The organism is Nocardioides sp. YIM 152588, from assembly GCF_040191335.1.
In the GTDB taxonomy this organism is placed as follows: Bacteria; Actinomycetota; Actinomycetes; order Propionibacteriales; family Nocardioidaceae; genus Nocardioides.
The window spans coordinates 1-21,322 of the sequence record NZ_JBEGDJ010000043.1 but is presented as its reverse complement, the minus strand read 5'-3'; the positions used below and the strand labels follow the sequence as shown (position 1 = coordinate 21,322).

Sequence of the window (21,322 nt, the reverse complement as noted above, 5' to 3'; positions counted from 1 at the left end):
CGACGGAACCAGTCAACTACCGTCCGGCAGGGTGTCGGAGCGAAGCGGAGACACGCTCGGCCCAGTGCTACGGCGTCAAGCCGTGGACCTTGAGTGCGGCGTAGGGGTCGACGGGGTCACCGGCACCGGGGCGGACCTCGAGGTGCAGGTGCGGGCCGGTGACGTGGCCGGTGGAGCCGACGTAGCCGATCGTCTCGCCCGGCTGGACGACGTCGCCGACCGAGACGTTGTACGACGTCTGGTGGCAGAACCAGATCTCGGTGCCGTCCTCGAGGGTGAGGACCGTCTTGTTGCCGTAGGCGCCGTCGTAGCCGACGGACGTGATCACGCCGCTCGCGACGGCACGGATCGAGGTGCCGGTGGGCGCCGCGAAGTCGAGGCCGGTGTGGTAGCTCGACCACAGGCCGTACTCGCCGTAGGTCGCGGTCAGGCGGTAGGCGCCGGGGGAGATCGGGAGCTCCCAGCGGTTGAGGGAGGCGATCTCCTGCGCCTCCTTCTCCGCGTCGGCGGCGAGCTCGCCGAGGGCGGCGTCGCGCTGCTCGGCGACCTTCTCCGCCTCGTCGACGAGCTCGGCGTCGGTGGCGTGCTCCAGGGCGTCCCGGTCGGAGTCGCGGCTGATGTTGGCGGCGACCCGCAGCGCGTCGTAGGAGCCGCTGCCGTAGGAGCCGCTCAGCGCGTTGGTGGCGGTGACGGTGTTGTGGTTGCTGACCAGCGCCGTGTCGGCGGTGGTGACGGCGCCGCCCACGGCGACGGCGAGCGTCGCGACGCCGGCCGCGACGGGCAGGGCGGGCAGGCCGCGGAGGAGCGGGGTGCGGGAGCCGGTCGACTTCCCGGCGCGCCGCTTGCCGGGCGAGGCCGGACGCAGCGAGGTGGTGCTGTCGGTGATGCGGGGCAGCTCGCCGGTGAGCTCGGCCAGCGTCGGCAGCTCCACGGTCGGCGTGGGTACGGCGAACAGCGGGCGCTGCGTGGCCAGCGTCGGGCCGACCTGGGCGGCCTCCTCGACGCGGGAGTGCTGCTCGACCGGGTCGGCAAGGAGCTCGGCGGCGCGGCCGTGCGGGTGGTCGTCGGCGGGAGCGGCCGGGGCGCTGGTGCGCGCGAGCGGGCCGGTGAGCGGGTCGCCCAGCGGGTCCGCGATCGGCGCGGTCGGCGCGGCGGGCGCGTGGGTCGCGGTCGTGGCGGCCGGCTTCGTGGGCTGCTTCGTCGGCTTCGTGGCGGGCCGGGCGGCGGGTGCGGCCGCCTCGGTGCCACGCACGAGCGGGCCGGTGAGCGGGTCGCCCAGCGGGACCGCGATCGGCGTCCGGACCGCGGTCGCTCGCGCTGCGACGGGCGCCGGGGTGGGCTTCGCGACCGGGGCGGGCGCGGGCTTGGCGACCGGGGCCGGCGTGGGCTTGGCGACGGGCGTCGGCGTGGGCTTGGCAACCGGGGCCGGCGTGGGCTTGGCGACCGGTGCGGGCGCGGGCTTGGCGACCGGCTGGGCCGTGACCGGGGCGTCGAGACGACGGGTCGGCACGGGCCGCTGGGCGGAGCCGCGCGACGGCGCCTCGTTGGCCGGCAGCGCGCGGCGGCGGCCGGGGGCGGGGGTGCGGTTCTCCGCCTCGAGCGCGGGACCGGTGGCCCGGCGGCGGCCGGCGGCCGGCGGGGCGGTGGTCGTCGCCGTGCTGACCGAGGCGGCGGGCGCGGCGGCGGAACGGGCGACCGACTGCACCGCTCGCTCGAGCAGGTCCTCGGGGCTCATCGGCGCGGCCGACGTACCGGACTCGACGGGGCGGGCGACGCGGCGGCCGACGTACCTGCCGGCGCTGTCGGTGCCGGGCGCGGAGGACTCCACGGAGGACGGCAGGGGTCGCGATTCCGCGCGACGCTGTCCTCGGTGGTGGTCCATGCAGTCCGGCTCCTTCGTCGTTCCCCGTACGTGCGATCGGGGTCCGACCGCCTCACCTGAGCCATTTCCGAGATGTGGCTCAGGCGCCCTGTGGCCAACGGGTGGCCTCCGGGTGAATGCTTGTTAACGACCATACGTGAGGCCGCTGACGCGTCGAAATCGTAGGGGGTACCCATGGTGGCCGTGAGGCGAACCCCCAAATCGGGTGTTAGCAAGGTCACGTCGTGGGCCCTGCCCTCGTGGTACCGGCGAGTCCGGACTAGGGTGCCCGAGGATGTGCCTCCGCTTGCTCGGCGGTGCACCTTCCCTACCCGACGGGCGCCGACGAACGGCGATGCCCCAACGCCTGGCGCCCGACTCGACGATGAGGACTGATCAGTGGATCTGATGGAGTACCAGGCGAAGACCCTCTTCGCCAAGCACGGCGTGGCCGTGACCGAGGGCGTGGTCGTGGAGACCGCCGAGGCGGCGAAGGCTGCTGCCGAGGACATGGGCGGCGTCACCGTGGTCAAGGCCCAGGTCAAGGCCGGCGGCCGCGGCAAGGCCGGCGGTGTGAAGCTCGCGAAGACCCCGGACGAGGCCTTCGAGCACGCTTCCAACATCCTCGGCATGGAGATCAAGGGCCTCACGGTGAACCGGGTCCTGGTGACCCCGGCGACCCCGCCGGAGGAGGAGTACTACTTCTCCTTCCTGCTGGACCGCTCGAACCGCCAGTACCTGTGCATCGCCTCGGTCGAGGGCGGCGTGGAGATCGAGGAGGTCGCCAAGACCAACCCCGAGGCCGTCCGCCAGATCGCGATCGACCCCGGCGCCGGCGTCGACGAGGCGAAGGCGCGCGAGATCGCGGCCGACGCCAAGTTCCCCGAGGCTGTCTTCGAGCAGGCCGTGGCGATGATCCAGTCGCTGTACAAGGTCTTCGTCGAGGAGGACGCCACCCTGGTCGAGGTCAACCCGCTCGCGCGGCTGGCCGGCGACAAGCTGGAGGCGCTCGACGGCAAGGTCACCCTGGACGAGAACGCCTCCGAGGTCCGCCACCCGGACCACGAGGCCTTCGAGATCCGCGAGGAGGCCGACCCGCTCGAGGCGAAGGCCAAGGACCTCGGCCTCAACTACGTCAAGCTCGACGGTCAGGTCGGCATCATCGGCAACGGCGCGGGCCTCGTGATGAGCACCCTCGACGTGGTCGCGTACGCCGGCGAGGCGCACGGCGGCGTGAAGCCGGCGAACTTCCTCGACATCGGTGGCGGCGCCAACGCCCAGGTGATGGCGAACGGTCTCGACGTGATCCTCAACGACCCGCAGGTGAAGTCGGTCTTCGTGAACGTCTTCGGTGGCATCACCGCCTGCGACGAGGTCGCCAAGGGCATCGTCGGCGCGCTCGAGCTGCTCGGGGACAAGGAGACCAAGCCGCTGGTGGTTCGCCTCGACGGCAACAACGTCGACCTCGGTCGCCAGATCCTGACCGAGGCCAACCACCCGCTGGTGACCCTGGTCGACACCATGGACGGCGCGGCCGACAAGGCCGCCGAGCTGGCGAACGCCTGAGCTAGAGAGCGAACGAGACCATGAGCATCTACCTCAACAAGGACAGCAAGATCATCGTCCAGGGCATCACCGGCGGCATGGGTGCCAAGCACACCGCCCTGATGATGGACTCCGGCGCGTCGATCGTCGGCGGTGTCAACGCCCGCAAGGCCGGCACCACCGTGACGCACAAGGACCACGAGGGCAACGACGTCGAGCTGCCGGTCTTCGGCACCGTCGCCGAGGCGATGAAGGAGACCGGCGCCAACGTGTCGGTCCTCTTCGTGCCGCCGGCCTTCACCAAGGACGCCTGCATCGAGGCCATCGACGCCGAGATGCCGCTGATCGTCGTGATCACCGAGGGCGTTCCGGTGCAGGACACCGCCGAGGTGTGGTCCTACATGCAGGGCAAGTCCACCCGGATGATCGGCCCGAACTGCCCGGGCATCATCACGCCGGAGGAGTCCCTGGCCGGCATCACCCCGCACACCATCGCGGGCAAGGGTCCGGTCGGTCTCGTGTCGAAGTCGGGCACGCTGACCTACCAGATGATGTACGAGCTGCGTGACTACGGCTTCTCGACCGCCATCGGCATCGGTGGCGACCCGATCGTGGGCACCACCCACATCGACGCCCTCGAGGCGTTCGAGAACGACCCGGACACCAAGGCGATCGTGATGATCGGCGAGATCGGCGGCGACGCCGAGGAGCGGGCCGCGGCCTACATCGCCGAGCACGTGACCAAGCCGGTCGTCGGCTACGTCGCGGGCTTCACCGCGCCGGAGGGCAAGACCATGGGTCACGCCGGTGCGATCGTGTCCGGCTCCGCCGGCACCGCGCAGGCCAAGAAGGAGGCCCTCGAGGCCGTCGGCGTGAAGGTCGGCAAGACGCCGTCCGAGACCGCCGAGCTGATGCGGGAGATCCTCAAGGGTCTCTGATCGGCGCCTGACGCACGTCACGTACGACGGCCCGCCCTCCGCGTGGAGGGCGGGCCGTCGTCGTTCCCGGGGTCGTTCCTACCCTTCGCCGGTCAGGGCGGCCAGCTGCTCGAGCACCGGCTGGGCCTGCGTGACCTCCTGGTCGAGCGCGGCGTCGTTCGCCTCCGGGGTGCCGCCGCCCTCGCCCTCGCTGCCGGTGATCAGCAGCGCGCGGCCCACGACGGCCGCGGCGAGCACGCGGGTGCTCTCCTCGAGGACCTCGCCGCCGACCGTGGTCACCCGCGCGATCCGGACCCAGCCCTCGCCCTCGGCGGCCGGCGTCACGTCGTACCGGGTGGTGAGGGCGCCGTCGTCGGCCCCGCAGCCGCTGTAGGTGGTGGCGAGCGAGGCGAGGGCATCGGCGGCCCCCTGGGCGTCGTCGTAGAGCGCGGCGCCGCGGAAGGCGTAGTGCGTGGGCCCCTGCAGGATCCCCGTGCGGGTGTCGGCGGGCGCCCCCAGCCGTGGCTCGGTGCCGCACGCGGTGGTCAGCTCGTCGACCAGCAGGGCGCCGTCCGAGATCCGTCGCGTCTCGCCGTCCGTCACGTCGGGCCAGCCGGCCTCCAGCGCGAAGTCGTCGGGGAGTGCGGTGGCGGCGGCGTCGGGCGTGGCGTCGGGCGCGGTCTCGCCGGGCTGCATCAGCTCGGCGGCGACCGGCAGCATCCGCTGCACCGGCGTACCGTCCAGGAAGTTGTAGTCCTGGCCGACGATCTGGGTGCGGACCACGGTGAGCCGCTCGCCGCTGACGGCCACTCCGGTCTCGGTGATGTAGCCGCCGTCGCCGAACTCGTCGAGCTCCTTCGGCGCGGGTCCGTAGTTGGCCTGGATGACGGTCGCCTCGCCGTCCACCGTGAGGCTCACCGGCAGCGGGTCGAAGGCCCGGTACGTCGTGATCCCGTCGATCCGCCCGTCGCAGTCGTTCACCCAGCCCACGATCGTGTCGTACGCCGCCTGCGCCTCCGCAGCGCTCCCGAACTGCGCCACCGCCTGGTGCATGGCGTCGCCGAGCACCTCGATGTCGGCCCCCTCGGGGAGGGTGTTGCGCTGCTCGAAGTCGCGGTGCTCGACCGACGTCGCGCCCAGGTCGCCCAGCGACTCGCGGGCGCACGGGTGGAAGGCGGCCTCGGGGTCCGCGTCGTCGGTGCCGACGGCGAACCAGTCGGCGCCGTCGCTGTAGACGGTGTCGGCGTCGGTGAGCAGGTCGTACGGCATCACCACGCTGCCCGCGCCGTCGGCGCGGTCGGCGGGCGGCACCTTCGTGCCGCCGCCGGAGCCGGTCACGGCCATCACCGGCACGGCGATCGCGGCGGCGACGGCGAGGGCGGCGCCGCCGACGATCACCGCCTGGCGGCGCCGGCGGATCCGGTCACCGCGGCGCCGGATCTCGGATGCGGGGAGCGGCATCGGGCCTCCCGTGAACTCGGAGCCGAACCGGTCCAGCTCCTCCATCGGGTCAGACATGGCTCACCCCTCCTCCCTGGAGCCCGCCGGTCTCGTCGCTGAGCAGCGTGGCGAGCGCGGCGCGGCCGCGGCTGAGCCGGGCCTTGATCGTCCCCTCCGGCACGCCGACCTCGGCGGCCACCTGGTGCACGGGGAGGTCGGCGATGTGGTGCAGCACCAGCGCCTGGCGCTGTGCCTCGGGGAGCTGCTTGAGCGCCGCCACCAGGGCGACGTGGGACTCGTCCGCGGCGGCGGTCGCCAGCGGCGCGCCGACGGCCCGGTCGGTGGGGCGCTGGGCGACCTTGCGGCGCCGCCAGCGGCTCACCGCGAGGCGGTAGGCGGTGGTGCGGACCCAGGCCTCGGGGTGACCCGAGCGGTCCAGCTTGCGGCGGTGGGCCCAGGCACGGGCGAACGCCTCCTGCACGCACTCCGTCGCCTCGTCCAGGTCGCCGATCATGGCGTAGACCTGGCCGGTCACCCGCCGGAACGACGCTGCGTAGAACTCGTCGAACTCGTCGGCGTCCATCCCGCCCCCTTCCTCCGCTCCGCGCTGCTCCCGGTGTGGTCCGGGATGGCTGTCGCAGGGGGATACGTGCCCGTGGGGCGAACGGTTGCACGGGCGCCGGGAAATGTCGCCGGAGTTGTCGGGGGCGCGCCGTCGCCGGGGCGGGGTCGTGTGCCTGAGAACCCGCCAGGGCGGGGTGTGGGGCACACGACCCCGGTCACGCGAGGGCGGCTGTGCCCCGCGGCCGATCAGTACTTCGGCATCTGGGGCAGCCGCTCCGCCGCCCGTCGCGCCACCGCCACGAAGTCGGCGTCGCTCATCCGGGCGTCCTCGGCCGCGACGTAGAGCAACTGGGTCAGCGCGGTGCCCTCGCGGACCACGGCCAGGTCGTACTCGACCGACCGGTCGCCGGGCAGCGCCGTGCGCAGGCGCCACGCCGAGAGGCTGCTGGCGCCGTCGTCGACCCGGGCCAGCTCGGTGACCTCGGTGCCGGCGCCGGTGTCCTCGTCGGGGCACGCGGCGACCTGGGAGCGCATCGCGGTGACGAACTCGGTGGCCTTGGCCTGCGGCAGCGTGCCGACGACCTGGGTCAGCCCGGCCGTGGTGGGCAGGTCGCCGTCGACGAAGACGAAGGTGCGGTACAGGTTCGTGCGTACCTTGGCGCCCCGGAACTCGCCGTTCAGCTGGACCGTGGAGCACCCCACGCCGACCGTGCCGCGCTCGCCGGTCACCTGGCGGGCCGGGGTGCCGACCAGCGGCCCGTGCGAGCGGCCGACCGGCGGCAGGTCGATCTCCGAGATCAGCGCGGCGCTGCGGCCGGCCGGGAACGCGTCCCGGTCCTCCAGCCGCACCGCCGTCGGGGCGCAGCCGCCGCCGTCGGGCAGCGTGCACAGGCGGTCCACCGCGGTGCCGAGCAGCGCCGCGAGCCCGTCCCGGTCCGCGCGCGCCGCCGGAATCTCGGTGCGCAGGGTGGTGACCGTGACGAACTTCCCGCTCCGGGCCACGCCGGCCACCACGGTGTCGTCGGGGTCGGTGTTGGACAGCAGGAACACCGCGGCCTCGTCGCCGAGGCCCGGCGCGTCGGCCGTGCTGATCAGCCGGGTGTGGGGCAGCCGGGTGCGCGCCTGGTTGGCCGGGGGCGTGCAGGCCGCGAACCAGGTCCGCGCCTCGCGGAAGCTGCGGCGCGCCGCCTTCCGGGTCGCCGACGCCTCCGCCGTCTGCACGAACTTCCGGTCGGTGTCGCCCTCCTTGAGGCGGAACGTCCGTGCCCACGCGCCGACGCCCTTCGCGTCGGCGTACCGGGTGCGCTGGCACGGGTGCACCAGCCCGTTGCCGGTGGAGTTGTCGGTGGTGCGGCCCTCCTGCCAGCCGCGACGCGCCAGGTGGTCCTGCACCTCCTCCAACGGCAGCATCGCGGTGTCGGGGAGGCTGACCGTGACCGCCGGGACGCTCGGCGCGGCGGTGCTCGGCTGCGCGGTGCGGTCCAGGGTGGGCCGCGCGCCTGAGGGGTTGCCGGCCAGCACGCCGGCCGCGAGCAGGCAGGCCACCGCGGTGCTCACCCCGACCAGGGTGTGCGCCCGGCGCCGCGCCGCGCCGGCCCGCCGGACGATCGTGGCGCGCGGCCAGGTCACCGTCGCGGTGACGCTGCTCAGCGCCGCCAGCACGACCGGGATCGCCGCCGTCGGGATGTCGCGCTGCGTCGCGAACTGGGCGGCGCCGACCTGTAGCTCGCGCTCGGCCGCCTCCAGCGGCAGCCCGATCTCGCGGGCCATCTCCGGCATCGTGACCGCGGCGAGCTGGGTGAGCAGCAGCGCCTCGCGCTGGGTGGTGGTGAGGCCGGCGAGCGCGGTGAGCGTCGCCTGGTTCTCCGCGTCGAGGTCCTTGGTCCGGCCCCAGGGGCGGGCCGTCGTACGACGCTGGGCGTTGCGCCACGCGCGCGGCCGGACGCTCATCTCCGGGCTCTCGGTGCGGGAGAGCTTGCGCCAGTGGTGCCAGCCGACGACGAAGGCGTCGCGGACGGCGCTCCGCGACGCGGAGAGGTCGCCGGTGAGCGCGAACGTCTGCAGCAACAGTCTCGCCCGGGCGTCGACGTAGAAGTCGTCGAAACCGGCGGCGAGGTCGTCGCGGGTCGGGGGAGCGGGCCGGGCGTCGACTTCGGTCATGGCCGGACCACGGTACACAGGGCGCCTTCGGCGTGGCGACGCAGTCGGCCTCTCGCGCGCACGCATCATGAGAGGGCCATGACCTCGCTCCCCTCCTCGATCTCCCGCCGTGCCGGCGACGGGTACCGGTCCGCCGCCCAGCTCCGCCGCGACCTCGCCACCCGCCGCCCCTTCGTGCCCACCGCGACCCTCGGCGGAGCGCTCAGCGCCGCCGGCCCCCTGGTCGTCTGCATGGCGGCCGCGGTCGTGGGCTGGTTCCTGATCGACGCGGGCGGCCACGGCGAGCCCTCCGACGCCCTCCGCGTCGGTGCCTCCGGCTGGCTGCTCGGGCACGGCAGCGGGATCGGCGTCGACGGCGTGCGGATCACCGCGATCCCGCTCGGCCTCACGCTGCTCTGCGCGTGGGTCGTCTGGCGCGTCGGGCACCGCGTCGGCGAGTCGCTCTCGGGCCACGGCCCGGACGCGGACCGGATCGCCGACGGCGAGCGGGACTGGACCGTCCCGCTGGCCAGCGCGCTCTTCGCCGCGGGGTACGTGATCGTCGCCAGCCTCACCGCCAGCGCCGTGGCCAGCCTCTCCAGCGCGCCCAGCCTGCCCCGGGTGATCGGCGCGTCCCTCCTGCTCAGCCTCGGTGTCGGCGGGCCGGCGATCGCGCGCGGCTCCGGCCGGGCCGCGATCTGGGTGCCCGCGCTGCCGTCCTCGCTGCGCGCCGCCCTGGCGCTGGCCCGCACGATCCTCGTGTGGTGGTTCGCCGTCGCCGCCCTGGCGCTGGCCATCGCCCTCGTCCTCGACTTCTCCACCGCCGCGAACGTGGTCTCCCAGCTCGGCGCGGGCGCCGGCGACACCGTCGTGATCGCGCTGCTCACCGCGCTCGTGCTGCCCAACGCGGTGCTCTTCTCCAGCAGCTACCTGCTCGGCCCCGGTTTCACGGTCGGGACGGGCACGCTGGTCACGCCCGGGCTGGTCGTGCTCGGGCCGCTGCCGATGTTCCCGCTGCTGGCGGCGCTGCCCAGCGGCGGCCCCGGCGCCGAGTGGACCTCCTGGCTGATGCTGAGCCCCGTCCTCGTCGCGGCGGCGGCCGCGGCCCGCTGGCAGCACCGGAACCCCGCCTCCCGCTGGGACGAGGCCGCGCTGCGCGGCTGCGGCGGGGGCATCCTCGCCGGCGTCCTGCTCGGGCTGCTCACGCTGCTCGCCGGCGGCGCGGTCGGCCCGGGCCGGATGCGCGACGTGGGCCCCTTCGCCTCCGACGTCGTCCTGCACTCGATGACCGCCTTCGGGATCGGCGGCCTCGCCGGTGCCCTCCTGATGGTGTGGTTCCAGGCGCGGGGCGGCCGCCTGCGGGCGCGGCTCGCCTCGGTCCGCGGCCGCCTGCCGGGCCGTCGGTGACCCCCGGGCCGCGGCGACACTAGACTCACCGCCCGTGCCTGCCACTCCCGCGCGGATCGTCGTGCTCGTCTCCGGAGCCGGCACCAACCTGCAGGCGCTCCTCGACGCCGCCGCCGACCCCGCGTACGGCGCGGAGGTGGTCGCCGTCGGCGCCGACCGGGACGGGATCGAGGCGCTCGAGCGCGCCCGTCGCGCGGAGGTGCCGACGTTCGTGCACCGGCTGCGCGACTTCGCCACCCGCCCCGAGTGGGACGCCGCGCTCGCGGGGTCGGTGGCGTCGTACCGGCCCGACGTGGTGGTGCTCGCCGGCTTCATGAAGCTCGTCGGCCCCGACTACCTCGCGGCCCTCGGTCAGCGCACCGTCAACACCCACCCCGCCCTGTCGCCCGCGTTCCCCGGGATGCACGGGCCGCGCGACGCGCTGGAGTACGGCGTCAAGGTCACCGGGGCCACCCTGTTCGTCGTCGACCGCGGCGTCGACACCGGCCCGATCGTCGCCCAGGCCGCGGTGCCGGTCGCCGACGACGACACCGAGGAGACGCTGCACGAGCGGATCAAGGTGGCCGAGCGGGCGATGCTCGTCGAGGCCGTCGGCCGGATGGCGCGCGAGGGCTACCGCGTCGAGGGGCGACGGGTCCGCTTCGGCGACTGACCCTCGGGTCTCCCCGCTCGGGTGGTGGGTCGTGTGCCCCACGCCCTCCCATGGGTCGTTCTCAGGCACACGACCCCGGCGCTGCGGGCGTCGTGTGCCCCAGGCATCGCTCTGGCGGGTTCTCAGGCACACGACCCGCCCCGGGCACGGCCGCCCCGCGCCGGTTCGCCAGCACCCGCCCGGCCCACTAGGCTGCGGAGCACACGACTGGCGCAGGTGGGGGACCACCAGGGAGTGACGAGCCGGCATCGACCGCCTGGGTGCCCCTCATCGAAGAACGACCCCACCGATGAGGAGAGTCCCCGTGACCGACCGGATCCAGATCAAGCGCGCGCTCGTCTCCGTGTTCGACAAGACCGGCCTGGACGAGCTGGTCCGCGGCCTGCACGAGGCCGGCGTCGAGCTGGTCTCCACCGGCGGCTCCGCCGGGCTGATCGCCGACCTCGGCCTGCCCGTGACGAAGGTCGAGGACCTCACCGGCTTCCCCGAGTGCCTCGACGGCCGCGTGAAGACCCTGCACCCGCGGGTCCACGCCGGCATCCTCGCCGACCGTCGCCTGCCCGAGCACGTCGCCCAGCTCGAGGAGCTCGGCGTCGCCCCCTTCGACCTGGTCGTCGTCAACCTCTACCCGTTCGCGGCCACCGTCGCCTCCGGCGCCGGCATCCAGGACTGCATCGAGAAGATCGACATCGGCGGCCCCTCGATGGTCCGCGCCGCCGCCAAGAACCACGCCTCCGTCGCGATCGTGACCGATGGCGCCGACTACTCCGCCGCGCTGGCCGCCGCGCAGGGCGAGGGGTTCACCCTCGCCGAGCGCCAGCAGCTGGCCGCGAAGGCGTTCGTGCACACGGCGACGTACGACGTCCAGGTCGCGTCCTGGATGGGCAACGTGCTCACCGACACCTCGGACGACACCGGGTTCCCGGCCTGGCTGGGCGCCACCTGGGACAAGTCCGCGGTGCTCCGGTACGGCGAGAACCCGCACCAGCCCGCCGCGCTCTACCGCTCCGGCCACGGCCCCGGCGGCCTCGCCGCCGCCGAGCAGCTGCACGGCAAGGAGATGTCGTACAACAACTACGTCGACACCGACGCGGCCCGCCGCGCGGCGTACGACCACGGCGACCAGCCGACCGTCGCGATCATCAAGCACGCCAACCCCTGCGGCATCGCCGTCGGCGCCGACGTCGCCGAGGCCCACCGCCGCGCCCACGCCTGCGACCCCGTCTCCGCGTTCGGCGGCGTCATCGCCACCAACGTCCCCGTCTCGGTCGAGATGGCCCGCCAGGTCGCCGACGTCTTCACCGAGGTGATCGTCGCGCCCGGGTACGACGACGGCGCCGTCGAGGTCCTCCAGGGCAAGAAGAACATCCGGATCCTCGTCGCCGAGCCGCTCGCGGCCGGCGGCGTCGAGACCCGCCCGATCAGCGGCGGCCTGCTGATCCAGCACACCGACCGCTTCCAGGCCGAGGGCGACGACCCGGCCAGCTGGACCCTGGCCACCGGCGAGGCCGCCGACGAGCAGACCCTCGCCGACCTGGCCTTCGCCTGGCGCTCGGTCCGCGCCGCCAAGTCCAACGCCATCCTGCTCGCGAACGACGGTGCCGCCGTCGGCATCGGCATGGGCCAGGTCAACCGCGTCGACTCCTGCAAGCTCGCCGTCGAGCGCGCCAACACCCTCCTCGAGGGCACCGAGCGCGCCCGCGGCGCCGTCGCCGCCTCCGACGCGTTCTTCCCGTTCGCCGACGGGCCCCAGATCCTGCTCGACGCCGGCGTCCGGGCGATCATCCAGCCCGGCGGCTCCGTGCGCGACGAGGAGACCATCGCCGCCTGCCAGAAGGCCGGCGTCACGATGTACTTCACCGGCACCCGCCACTTCGCGCACTGAGTGGGATGGCGCGAGCGCGTCTCCGCTTCGCTGCGCCGCGCTGCCGCGCGCGCGGTCGAGGTTCGCTCGGTGCCAGGTTCGCTGGCGGCCTACGGCGGCTGCACGCGGGGAAGCTGCGCTCGTGCCGTCCGGTCGCTTCGCTCCCTACCGGCCCTTGCTCCGCGTTCCCCGCGGCTGCCGACCTCAAGCCTCGCCGGTGGTTGGGGCGCCGGTGGTCGAGGTGCGAGCGAAGCGAGCCTCGAACCACACGACCGTTCACTCTGGAAGGATTCGAATCGTGACTGCTCGGAAGCTGGACGGGTCGGCGACGGCCGCTGCCATCAAGGACGAGCTGCGGGGGCGGGTGGCCGCGCTCAAGGAGAAGGGGATCACCCCCGGGCTGGGGACCGTGCTGGTCGGTGACGACCCCGGCTCGAAGTGGTACGTCAACGGCAAGCACAAGGACTGCGCCGAGGTCGGCATCGCCTCGATCCGCGAGGACCTGCCCGAGACGGCGACCCAGGCCGAGATCGAGGAGGCGGTCGCGCGGCTCAACGCCGACCCCGCCTGCACCGGCTACATCGTCCAGTTGCCGCTGCCCAAGGGGCGCGACGAGAACCGGGTGCTCGGGCTGATCGACCCCGCCAAGGACGCCGACGGCCTGCACCCGACGAACCTGGGCTGGCTGGTCCTCGGCCACCCCGCGCCGCTGCCGTGCACGCCGTACGGGATCGTCGAGCTGCTGCGCCGCCACGACGTGCCGATCGCCGGAGCCGAGGTGGTCGTCGTCGGCCGTGGGGTCACCGTCGGGCGGCCGCTGGGGCTGCTGCTCACCCGGCGCTCCGAGAACGCCACCGTCACCCTGTGCCACACCGGGACCCGCGACCTGGCCGCGCACGTGCGCGAGGCCGACATCGTGGTCGCCGCCGCCGGCGTGCCCGGCGTCATCACCGGCGACATGGTCAAGCCCGGTGCGGCCCTGCTCGACGTGGGCGTCTCCCGGGTCGACGGCAAGATCGCCGGCGACCTGGCGGCGGACGTCTGGGACGTCGCCGGATGGGTCTCGCCGAACCCGGGTGGGGTCGGGCCGATGACGCGTGCCATGCTGCTGGCCAACGTCGTGTCGATGGCTGAGCAGGCAGCTGCGACCGCAGGGTGAGGAGCGAGCGCTGAACGAGGAGCCCCCGGCCCCGCCACCAGCGCGCCGGCACCCGTCCACGCTGGGCGGCGCGTTCTACCTCGCCATCCTGCTCGCCACCGGCGGTGCGATCGGCCTGATCGCCGCCGGCGGCGACTGGCGCCTCGGCATCCGCATCCTCGCCGGCGCCCTCGGCGTGGCGGGCCTGCTCCGGCTGGTGCTGCCCGAGCGGGACGCCGGCATGCTCGCCGTACGCCACCGCCTGCTGGACGTGGTCCTGCTCGCCGGCGTCAGCCTCGCGCTCTTCCTGCTCGCCTCGAGCATCCCCGAGCAGCCCGGCCCCTGACGCCCCACCCCCCATCCCGCGAGTCGGGGGTTGACGACCCTCGAGTTGGGGGTTGCCGACCGCCGACTGGCGAGAACGCGACAGGGCCGCACCGTGGTCGGTGCGGCCCTGTCGCTGTCACCCGACTCGGGTGTCGCTAGCTCGGGATTCGGCGGTCGGCAACCCCCAACTCGCGCGGAGGGGTCAGATCAGGCCGAGCTCGGTGACGGCGGCCTTCTCGTCGGCCAGCTCGGCCACGGAGGCGTCGATCTTCCCGCGGGAGAAGTCGTCGATCTCCAGGCCCTGGACGATGCTCCAGTCGCCGCCGGAGGTGGTCACGGGGAACGAGGAGACCAGGCCCTCGGGGACGCCGTAGGAGCCGTCCGAGACGACCGCCATCGAGACCCAGTCGCCCTCGGGGCTGCCGTTGAGCCAGTCGCGGGCTGCGTCGCAGGTGGCGGAGGCCGCCGACGCGGCCGAGGACGCGCCGCGGGCGTCGATGATCGCCGCGCCGCGCTTGGCGACGGTCGGGATGAAGGTGTTCTCCAGCCAGTCCTGGTCGCCGACGACCTCGGCGGCGTTCTTGCCGGCCACCTCGGCGTGGAAGAGGTCCGGGTACTGGGTCGCGGAGTGGTTGCCCCAGATCGTCATCTTCTTGATGTCGGTGACCGGGGCGCCGGTCTTGGCCGAGAGCTGGGAGATCGCGCGGTTGTGGTCCAGGCGGGTCAGCGCAGAGAACCGCTCGGACGGGATGTCGGGGGCGTTGCTCATCGCGATCAGGGCGTTGGTGTTGGCCGGGTTGCCGGTCACGCCGATCCGTACGTCGGAGGCGGCCACGTCGTTGAGCGCCTTGCCCTGGGCGGTGAAGATCGCGCCGTTCGCCGAGAGCAGGTCGCCGCGCTCCATGCCCGGGCCGCGCGGGCGCGCGCCGACCAGCAGGGCCAGGTTGACGCCGTCGAAGATCGTTGTCGGGTCCGCGCCGATCTCGACCCCGGCCAGGCCGGGGAACGCGCAGTCGTCGAGCTCCATGACGACGCCCTCGAGCGCCTTCAGGGCGGGCTCGATCTCGAGCAGCCGCAGCTCGATCGGGCGGTCGCCGCCGAGCGCGCCGCTGGCGATGCGGAAGAGAAGGCTGTAGCCGATCTGGCCGGCGGCGCCGGTGACGGCGACCTTGAGCGGGGTGCTGCTCACGTGACTCTCCTCGGAGACGACATCAGGGACCGCTGGCGACGCTAGCAGCGTCCGGGTCGCGTGTGGGGCCGGACGAGGATGCGAGACGATGGCCCGGTGAGCTCCCTCCACCGGCCGGTCCGGTCCCGTGCCCTGGCCGGCCTGCTGGCCGCGCTCGCGCTGGTCGCCGGCGGCTGCGGCACCGCCGCCGCGCCCAGCCCGCCGACCGGCGTCGACGAGCTCGCCATCCCGACGCAGGACCCCGACGCGAGCGACTTCGTGGCGACGGTGGACAACCCGTGGCTGCCGCTCGCGCCCGGGTCGAGGTGGACCTACGAGACCGCGTCCAGCGTCGGCGGCCGGGTCACCACCGTGGTCGAGGCGACCGCGGGGGAGGAGCGCGACGGCATCGCGATCACCGACGTGACCACGACGGTCTCCCGGCAGGTCGCGGCCCCCACGACCGACCACTTCGCGCAGGACCGCGACGGTAACGTCTGGTGGTTCGGGCGCGACGGCGAGTGGTTCGACGAGCCCGGGCTGGCCATGCCGGCCGAGCCGCGCCGCGGCGACGGCTTCCGGATGGCGCTGACCGCCGACCTGGACGTGCGCGCCGAGGTGTCGCGCACCGACGACTCGGTGGTGACGCCGCTGTCGACGTACGAGCCCGTGGTGGTGCTGCGGGTGGTCGACGACGGCGTCGTCGGCATCCGCTACTACGCCGAGGGCGTCGGGCTGGTGCGGTCGAACACGGCCGGCCTGACGGCGTACGACGTCGCCGACTGAGCCGAGCGGGCGGCCCGGCCGGGTCCCGTCACTGGGGCGGTCGGATCACCGTGTGCCCGTCGTCGTCCGGCGGCGGGTAGCCCTGGCCGCCCGCGGACTGCTCCGGGGCCGCCGGCGCCGCGGGCGCGGCGGGCTGCTGCGGGGCGGGCACCCACTGCTGGGCGGCGGGGTCCCACATCCAGCCGTCCTGGATGATCGGCTGCTGCTGGGTGTGCGTCGCGTCCTGCTGGTTCCACTGCTGCTCGAACTGGTTGGGCGCGCCCAGGCCGGGCACGCCGCCGCCACCGAAGCCGGAGCCGGGGACGGGCTCGGAGGCGCGGCCGAAGAGGAACGGGTACAGCACGCCGGCCAGCGCGCCGCCGACGAGTGGCGCGAGCAGGAAGAGCCACAGGTCGATGATCGCGTCGCTGCCGGAGAAGAACGCGACGCCCAGGGAGCGGGCCGGGTTCACCGAGGTGCCGGTGGCGGGGATCGCCACGAAGTGGATCGCGGCCAGCGTGAGGCCGATCGTCAGGGGCGCGAACGCGACGGTGTCGCTGCGCTCGTCGGTGACGCCGAGGATCACCACCAGGAAGATGAAGGTGAGGATCATCTCGAACAGGAAGGCGCCGGCCCAGCCGACGCCGCCGTTGTCGCCGAACCCGTTGCTGCCGAGCGGGTCGCCGATCTCCCAGCCGATGTCGCTGGCGAGCACCGTGATCAGCAGGGCGAGGCCACCGGCCAGCGCGCCGACGCACTGGGCGGCGGCGTAGATGCCGGTCTCCTTCCAGGAGATCCGGCCGGCCAGGGCCGCGCCGACGGAGACCGCGGGGTTGAAGTGCCCGCCGGAGACCCGGCCGAAGGCGTAGGCCATCATCACGATCGCGAGGCCGAACGCGAAGCCGGTCGCGACGATGTCGGCCCCGGTGGTCACGGCGGCGCCGCAACCGATGAAGACCAGGACGAAGGTGCCGACCACCTCGGCGGTGACCTTCTGCATCAGGGTGGGCGCGGGGGCGGTCTCTTCCATGGCGTCTTCGGTCATGTCCTCAATCTCCTCGGCTCCCGGCTCCGTCGGGCCGGTCGGGGCTGGCACGGACTCCCTCGCCCAGCACTCTAGGACCTGCGGCGGGCCCTGGGAACGGACGAGATCGCCCATCTGGGCGCCGCTCACTAGGGTGAGGACGGACTGGCCCGAGAGTCCCCGCGCGCCATCAGATATCTTGACGTCAAGCAATCTCGCGAGATCCAGGAGTGACGCCGCACCATGGCTACCCCAGACACGCCCAGCATCATCTACACGCACACCGACGAGGCGCCGCTGCTGGCGACGTACTCCTTCCTCCCGATCATCTCCGCCTACGCCGCCAAGGCCGGCGTGAAGGTGGAGACCCGCGACATCTCCGTCGCGGCGCGGATCCTGGCCCAGTTCGGGCTGGCTGACGACGCGCTCACCGAGCTCGGCGAGCTGGCCAAGACCCCGGCCGCCAACATCGTCAAGCTGCCGAACATCTCCGCCTCGATCCCGCAGCTCAAGGCCGCGATCAAGGAGCTGCAGGCCCAGGGCTTCGACATCCCGGACTACCCGGAGGCCCCGGCCACGGACGCCGAGAAGGAGATCCGGGCCAAGTACGACAAGGTCAAGGGCTCCGCGGTCAACCCGGTCCTGCGCGAGGGCAACTCCGACCGCCGCGCGCCGGGCTCGGTCAAGGGCTACGCGAAGACCCACCCGCACCGCAACAAGCCCTTCGCCGCGGGCTCCAAGACCAACGTCGCCACCATGGGTGAGCACGACTTCGCCAGCAACGAGAAGTCGGTGACCATCCCCGCCGACGACACCCTCTCGATCGTGCTGGAGACCGCCGCGGGCACCACCGTCCTCAAGGACGGCCTCAAGGTGCTCGCCGGCGAGATCGTCGACGCGACCAAGATGGACGCGGCCGCGCTCAACGAGTTCCTCGCCGGCGCGATCGCCCGCGCCAAGGACGAGGACGTGCTGTTCTCGGTCCACCTCAAGGCGACGATGATGAAGGTCTCCGACCCGATCATCTTCGGCCACGTCGTGAAGGTCTTCTTCGCCGACGTCTTCGCCCGGTACGGCGACGAGCTGGCCGCCGCGGGCCTCTCGGCCAACGACGGCCTCGGCGCCATCCTGGCCGGCCTCGACGCGCTCGGGAACGGCGCCGAGATCAAGGCCGCGTTCGAGGCCGCCCTGGCGAACGGTCCCCGCCTGTCCTACGTCAACTCCGACAAGGGCATCACCAACCTGCACGTCCCCAGCGACGTCATCATCGACGCCTCGATGCCGGCCCTGGTCCGCAACGGCGGCCGCCTCTGGGGCGTCGACGGCGGCGAGGACGACACCCTCGCGGTGATCCCGGACTCCTCCTACGCCGGCGTCTACCAGGCCGTGATCGAGGACGTGAAGGAGCACGGCCCGCTCGACCCGGCCACCATCGGCACCGTCCCGAACGTCGGCCTGATGGCGCAGGCGGCCGAGGAGTACGGCTCGCACGACAAGACCTTCGAGATCCCCGAGGCCGGCACCGTCAAGGTCCTCGGCTCCGACGGCACGGTCCTGCTCGAGCACGACGTCCAGCCGGGCGACATCTGGCGCGCCTGCCAGACCAAGGACATCCCGGTCCGTGACTGGGTGAAGCTGGCCGTCTCCCGCGCCCGGGCGACCGGCTCGCCGGCCATCTTCTGGCTGAACGAGAACCGCGCCCACGACGCAGAGCTGATCAAGAAGGTCGTCACCTACCTCACCGAGCACGACACCGAGGGCCTGGTCATCAAGATCCTCGCCCCGGCCGAGGCGACGACGTACTCGCTGGAGCGGATGCGCCGCGGCGAGGACACCATCTCGGTGACCGGCAACGTGCTGCGCGACTACAACACCGACCTGTTCCCGATCCTGGAGCTGGGCACGTCCGCCAAGATGCTCTCGGTCGTCCCGCTGATCGCGGGCGGTGGCCTGTTCGAGACCGGTGCCGGTGGCTCCGCGCCGAAGCACGTGCAGCAGCTGGTCGAGGAGGACTACCTGCGCTGGGACAGCCTCGGTGAGTTCTTCGCGCTCGTGCCGTCGCTGGAGAAGTACGCCGACCAGGCCGACGACCCGGCCGCGAAGGTGCTCGCCGCCGCCCTCGACGCGGCCACCGAGACGTTCCTCAACGAGGACCGCTCGCCGGGCCGCAAGCTGGGCACGATCGACAACCGCGGCTCGCACTTCTACCTCGGCCTGTACTGGGCCCAGGAGATGGCGAAGCAGACCGCCGACGGCGTCCTCGCCGCGGCGTTCGCCCCGCTCGCCTCCGCCCTGGCGGCGAACGAGGAGAAGATCGTCTCCGAGCTGCTCGCGGTGCAGGGCAAGCCGGCCGACATCGGCGGCTACTACCGCCCCGACGAGGCCAAGGTCTCGGCGGTGATGCGCCCGAGCGCCACGCTCAACGAGGCCATCGACTCCTTCTGAGCGGCCCCCGCCCGCGGCGCTGACCGCCGGGCGTGAGCCCGAGGGACCGGTTCGACGGACGGCCCCCGGTGCGAGAGATCGCACCGGGGGCCGTCTGGTTTTCCGGATCGCTGCCCGACTGCGAAAGGATCACCCGGACGATCTTCACCGTCCCGGGGCGAGCAAATATTCAGAGGCGCGGCCCCGGTCCGCCTCCGTAACTTGGATCCGATGACCACGCTTCTCGACCCCGTCGCGCCGCAGCAGGCGCCGGCCGCACCCGACCCCTCGCGCCAGGTCAGCTGGCGCCGCCTCCGCGGCCCGGCGGCCGGCTTCGCCGTCACCGCCGTCGCGCTGGCCGCGCTGGGGCAGGCGCTGGGCACGGTGGTGGCCGGTCGCGTGGCCGAGGGGCCGACGGCGACCCTGGTCGGGATCCTCGCGCTGTTCGTGGTGGGTGCCGCCGTGGTCGACACCGCCGGCCGCGTGGTCTGGGCGGGCGTGGTGGACCGGGCCGAGGGCCGGCTCCGCGGCGACCTGCTCACCGCGGCGCTGCAGCAGCCGCTGGAGGACCTGACCGAGCAGGCCGTCGGCGAGGTCCTGGACCGGGTCGACGACGACACCCACGAGGTCGGCACCCTGCTGCGCCAGCAGGTCTGGATGGCCATGCGCACGGCCTTCGCCGCGATCCCGATGTGGGTGGTCGCCGGCCTCGCCTGGTGGCCCTCGTTCGTGCTCTTCCCGCTCGTCGGCGCCGTCACCGTCTGGGTGATGCGGCCCCGGCTCGCCGAGATCGCGCGCCTCAAGGTCATCGAGGAGGCGGCCTGGACCGACCACGCGGCCGCCCTCGAGGAGGGCATCGCCGGCCGCGACGACCTGCGCACCAGCCGCGGCCAGGCCTTCGCCGTACGGCGCCTGGCGCGGCTCTCCGCCGCGGTCCACGAGAGGTTCATGCGCGTGCTGCGGGTCGAGGCCGGGCTCGCCGTCCGGGTCGGCCTGCTGCTGCACGGCCTCCTGGTCGCCATCGCGGTCTCCGGCATCGCGCTCGTCAGCGGCGACCTGCTCGACGTCGCCGGGCTGGTCACCCTCTTCCTGGCCACCACGATGTTCGTCGGCCAGATCAACAACCTCGCCCACCAGCTGCCCGACATCCAGGCCGGGCTCGGCGCGGTCCTGCGGCTGCGTGCCCTGCTGGCCTCCGCGCAGGAGCCGGTCGGCGGGGCCGGGGTCCCCGAGGGCGCGCTCGACCTGACGATCCGCGACCTGGAGTTCTCCTACGTCGAGGGCGGCTTCGGGCTGCGCGACGTCAACCTCACGCTCGAGGCCGGCCACACCCTGGCCCTGGTCGGGCGCACCGGCTCGGGCAAGTCGACGCTGGCCTCGCTGCTCTCCCGCGCGGTCGAGCCGCCGCCGGGCACGATCTTCCTGGGCGGGGTGGACATCACCACCCTGGACCTGCAGGAGCTGCGCAGCCGCGTCGGCGTGGTCACCCAGCGCACCGAGATCCTGGCCGGCACGCTGGCCGAGAACATCGCGCTGTTCGCCGACACCCCGCGGGCCGAGCTCGAGGCCGCGGTCGACGAGCTCGGCCTCACCGAGTGGGTGGCCGGCATGCCCGAGGGCCTGGACACGCTGCTCGGCCCCGGCGGGCTGACGCTGTCGGCCGGCGAGGAGCAGCTGGTGGCCTTCGCCCGCCTGCTGGTCCGGCACGTCCAGGTGGTCGTGCTCGACGAGGCCACGGCGCGGATGGACCCGGTCACCGAGGGCCGCGTCGTCGCCGCGGCCGACCGGCTGATCCGCGGCCGGACCGGCGTCCTGGTCGCGCACCGGCTCAGCACCATCGAGCGGGCCGAGGCCGTCGCGGTGCTCGAGCACGGCCGCGTGGTGCAGCACGGCCTGCGCACCGCGCTCGCCGCCGTCGACGGTCCCTACCGGCGCCTGCTGCTCGCGAGCGGCCACGCGGGCCCCGGCGACGTGGTCGACGGGACCCCCGTCGACCCGGAGCCTGCCGCGGGGCCTGCCGCGGAGCCCGCTGCGGAGCCGGCCGCGGAGCCCGCGACGGCGGCCGCCGCCGTACCGCACGAGCGGGC

Annotated in this window: 16 protein-coding genes and 1 riboswitch; of the genes, 10 read left to right on the top strand and 6 right to left on the bottom strand. The window is 73.6% G+C overall.

What is annotated here, in order from left to right; genetic code table 11:
• Positions 1-67: 67 nt before the first annotated feature.
• Positions 68-1,828: a M23 family metallopeptidase gene (locus ABLM29_RS17150; RefSeq protein ID WP_349715525.1), complete on the bottom strand. Its 1,761-nt coding sequence runs from the start codon at positions 1,826-1,828 to the stop codon at positions 68-70.
• 432 nt (positions 1,829-2,260) lie between these two features.
• Between ABLM29_RS17150 and sucC the strand changes: the two genes are divergently transcribed.
• Entirely contained in the window at positions 2,261-3,427 is a 1,167-nt protein-coding gene (sucC, locus tag ABLM29_RS17145) for an ADP-forming succinate--CoA ligase subunit beta (protein WP_349715524.1), read from the top strand.
• 20 nt (positions 3,428-3,447) lie between these two features.
• A complete protein-coding gene (gene sucD / locus ABLM29_RS17140) occupies positions 3,448-4,344 on the top strand; it encodes a succinate--CoA ligase subunit alpha (protein WP_349715522.1) in 897 nt (298 codons plus the stop codon).
• Positions 4,345-4,422: 78 nt separating this feature from the next.
• On the opposite strand, the gene ABLM29_RS17135 is transcribed toward sucD, so the two are convergent.
• The 3 genes from ABLM29_RS17135 to ABLM29_RS17125 form a co-directional block, all read right to left on the bottom strand.
• Positions 4,423-5,841 carry a hypothetical protein gene (locus tag ABLM29_RS17135; RefSeq protein WP_349715520.1) on the bottom strand — a complete coding sequence of 473 codons (1,419 nt, stop codon included), beginning with the start codon at positions 5,839-5,841 and terminating at the stop codon, positions 4,423-4,425.
• On the bottom strand, positions 5,834-6,346 hold the full coding sequence (locus tag ABLM29_RS17130) for an RNA polymerase sigma factor (protein WP_349715518.1): 513 nt from the start codon (positions 6,344-6,346) through the stop codon (positions 5,834-5,836). Before ABLM29_RS17130 ends, ABLM29_RS17135 begins: the two co-directional genes overlap by 8 nt.
• 227 nt (positions 6,347-6,573) lie before the next feature.
• Positions 6,574-8,487, bottom strand: coding sequence for a hypothetical protein (locus ABLM29_RS17125; protein ID WP_349715516.1), 1,914 nt, complete (start codon positions 8,485-8,487; stop codon positions 6,574-6,576).
• A 78-nt stretch (positions 8,488-8,565) separates the two neighbouring features.
• On the opposite strand from ABLM29_RS17125, the gene ABLM29_RS17120 reads away from it, so the two are divergent.
• The 5 genes from ABLM29_RS17120 (at position 8,566) to ABLM29_RS17100 (ending at position 13,873) form a co-directional block, all read left to right on the top strand.
• Positions 8,566-9,873 carry a cell division protein PerM gene (locus tag ABLM29_RS17120; RefSeq protein ID WP_349715514.1) on the top strand — a complete coding sequence of 436 codons (1,308 nt, stop codon included), beginning with the start codon at positions 8,566-8,568 and terminating at the stop codon, positions 9,871-9,873.
• 34 nt (positions 9,874-9,907) lie between these two features.
• Positions 9,908-10,525: a phosphoribosylglycinamide formyltransferase gene (gene purN, locus ABLM29_RS17115; protein ID WP_349715512.1), complete on the top strand. Its 618-nt coding sequence runs from the start codon at positions 9,908-9,910 to the stop codon at positions 10,523-10,525.
• A gap of 193 nt (positions 10,526-10,718) precedes the next feature.
• Positions 10,719-10,794, top strand: a riboswitch (ZMP/ZTP riboswitch).
• Positions 10,795-10,829: 35 nt separating this feature from the next.
• Complete coding sequence (gene purH, locus ABLM29_RS17110) at positions 10,830-12,410, top strand: bifunctional phosphoribosylaminoimidazolecarboxamide formyltransferase/IMP cyclohydrolase (RefSeq protein ID WP_349715510.1); 1,581 nt, start codon at positions 10,830-10,832, stop codon at positions 12,408-12,410.
• Between the two features lie 277 nt (positions 12,411-12,687).
• Positions 12,688-13,548, top strand: coding sequence for a bifunctional methylenetetrahydrofolate dehydrogenase/methenyltetrahydrofolate cyclohydrolase (locus ABLM29_RS17105; protein WP_349715508.1), 861 nt, complete (start codon positions 12,688-12,690; stop codon positions 13,546-13,548).
• Positions 13,487-13,873 carry a DUF3017 domain-containing protein gene (locus tag ABLM29_RS17100; RefSeq protein WP_349715506.1) on the top strand — a complete coding sequence of 129 codons (387 nt, stop codon included), beginning with the start codon at positions 13,487-13,489 and terminating at the stop codon, positions 13,871-13,873. The genes ABLM29_RS17105 and ABLM29_RS17100 overlap by 62 nt, the downstream gene beginning before the upstream one ends.
• A 183-nt stretch (positions 13,874-14,056) precedes the next feature.
• Here ABLM29_RS17100 and ABLM29_RS17095 read toward each other — a convergent pair whose 3' ends face one another.
• Positions 14,057-15,043: a malate dehydrogenase gene (locus tag ABLM29_RS17095; protein ID WP_349715504.1), complete on the bottom strand. Its 987-nt coding sequence runs from the start codon at positions 15,041-15,043 to the stop codon at positions 14,057-14,059.
• Positions 15,044-15,139: 96 nt separating this feature from the next.
• Between ABLM29_RS17095 and ABLM29_RS17090 the strand changes: the two genes are divergently transcribed.
• On the top strand, positions 15,140-15,808 hold the full coding sequence (locus ABLM29_RS17090) for a hypothetical protein (RefSeq protein WP_349715502.1): 669 nt from the start codon (positions 15,140-15,142) through the stop codon (positions 15,806-15,808).
• Positions 15,809-15,836: 28 nt separating this feature from the next.
• Here the strand turns inward: ABLM29_RS17090 and ABLM29_RS17085 are convergent, their stop codons facing one another.
• Positions 15,837-16,832, bottom strand: coding sequence for an MIP/aquaporin family protein (locus ABLM29_RS17085; protein ID WP_349715501.1), 996 nt, complete (start codon positions 16,830-16,832; stop codon positions 15,837-15,839).
• Between the two features lie 222 nt (positions 16,833-17,054).
• Here ABLM29_RS17085 and ABLM29_RS17080 point away from each other — a divergent pair, with 222 nt between their 5' ends.
• Together ABLM29_RS17080 and ABLM29_RS17075 are read left to right on the top strand one after the other, a co-directional pair.
• Positions 17,055-19,256, top strand: a complete 2,202-nt coding sequence (locus tag ABLM29_RS17080; protein ID WP_349715499.1) for an NADP-dependent isocitrate dehydrogenase — start codon at positions 17,055-17,057, stop codon at positions 19,254-19,256.
• Between the two features lie 210 nt (positions 19,257-19,466).
• Positions 19,467-21,322, top strand: a 1,856-nt coding sequence (locus tag ABLM29_RS17075) for an ABC transporter ATP-binding protein (RefSeq protein ID WP_349715498.1), incomplete at its 3' end; no start/stop codon positions are given.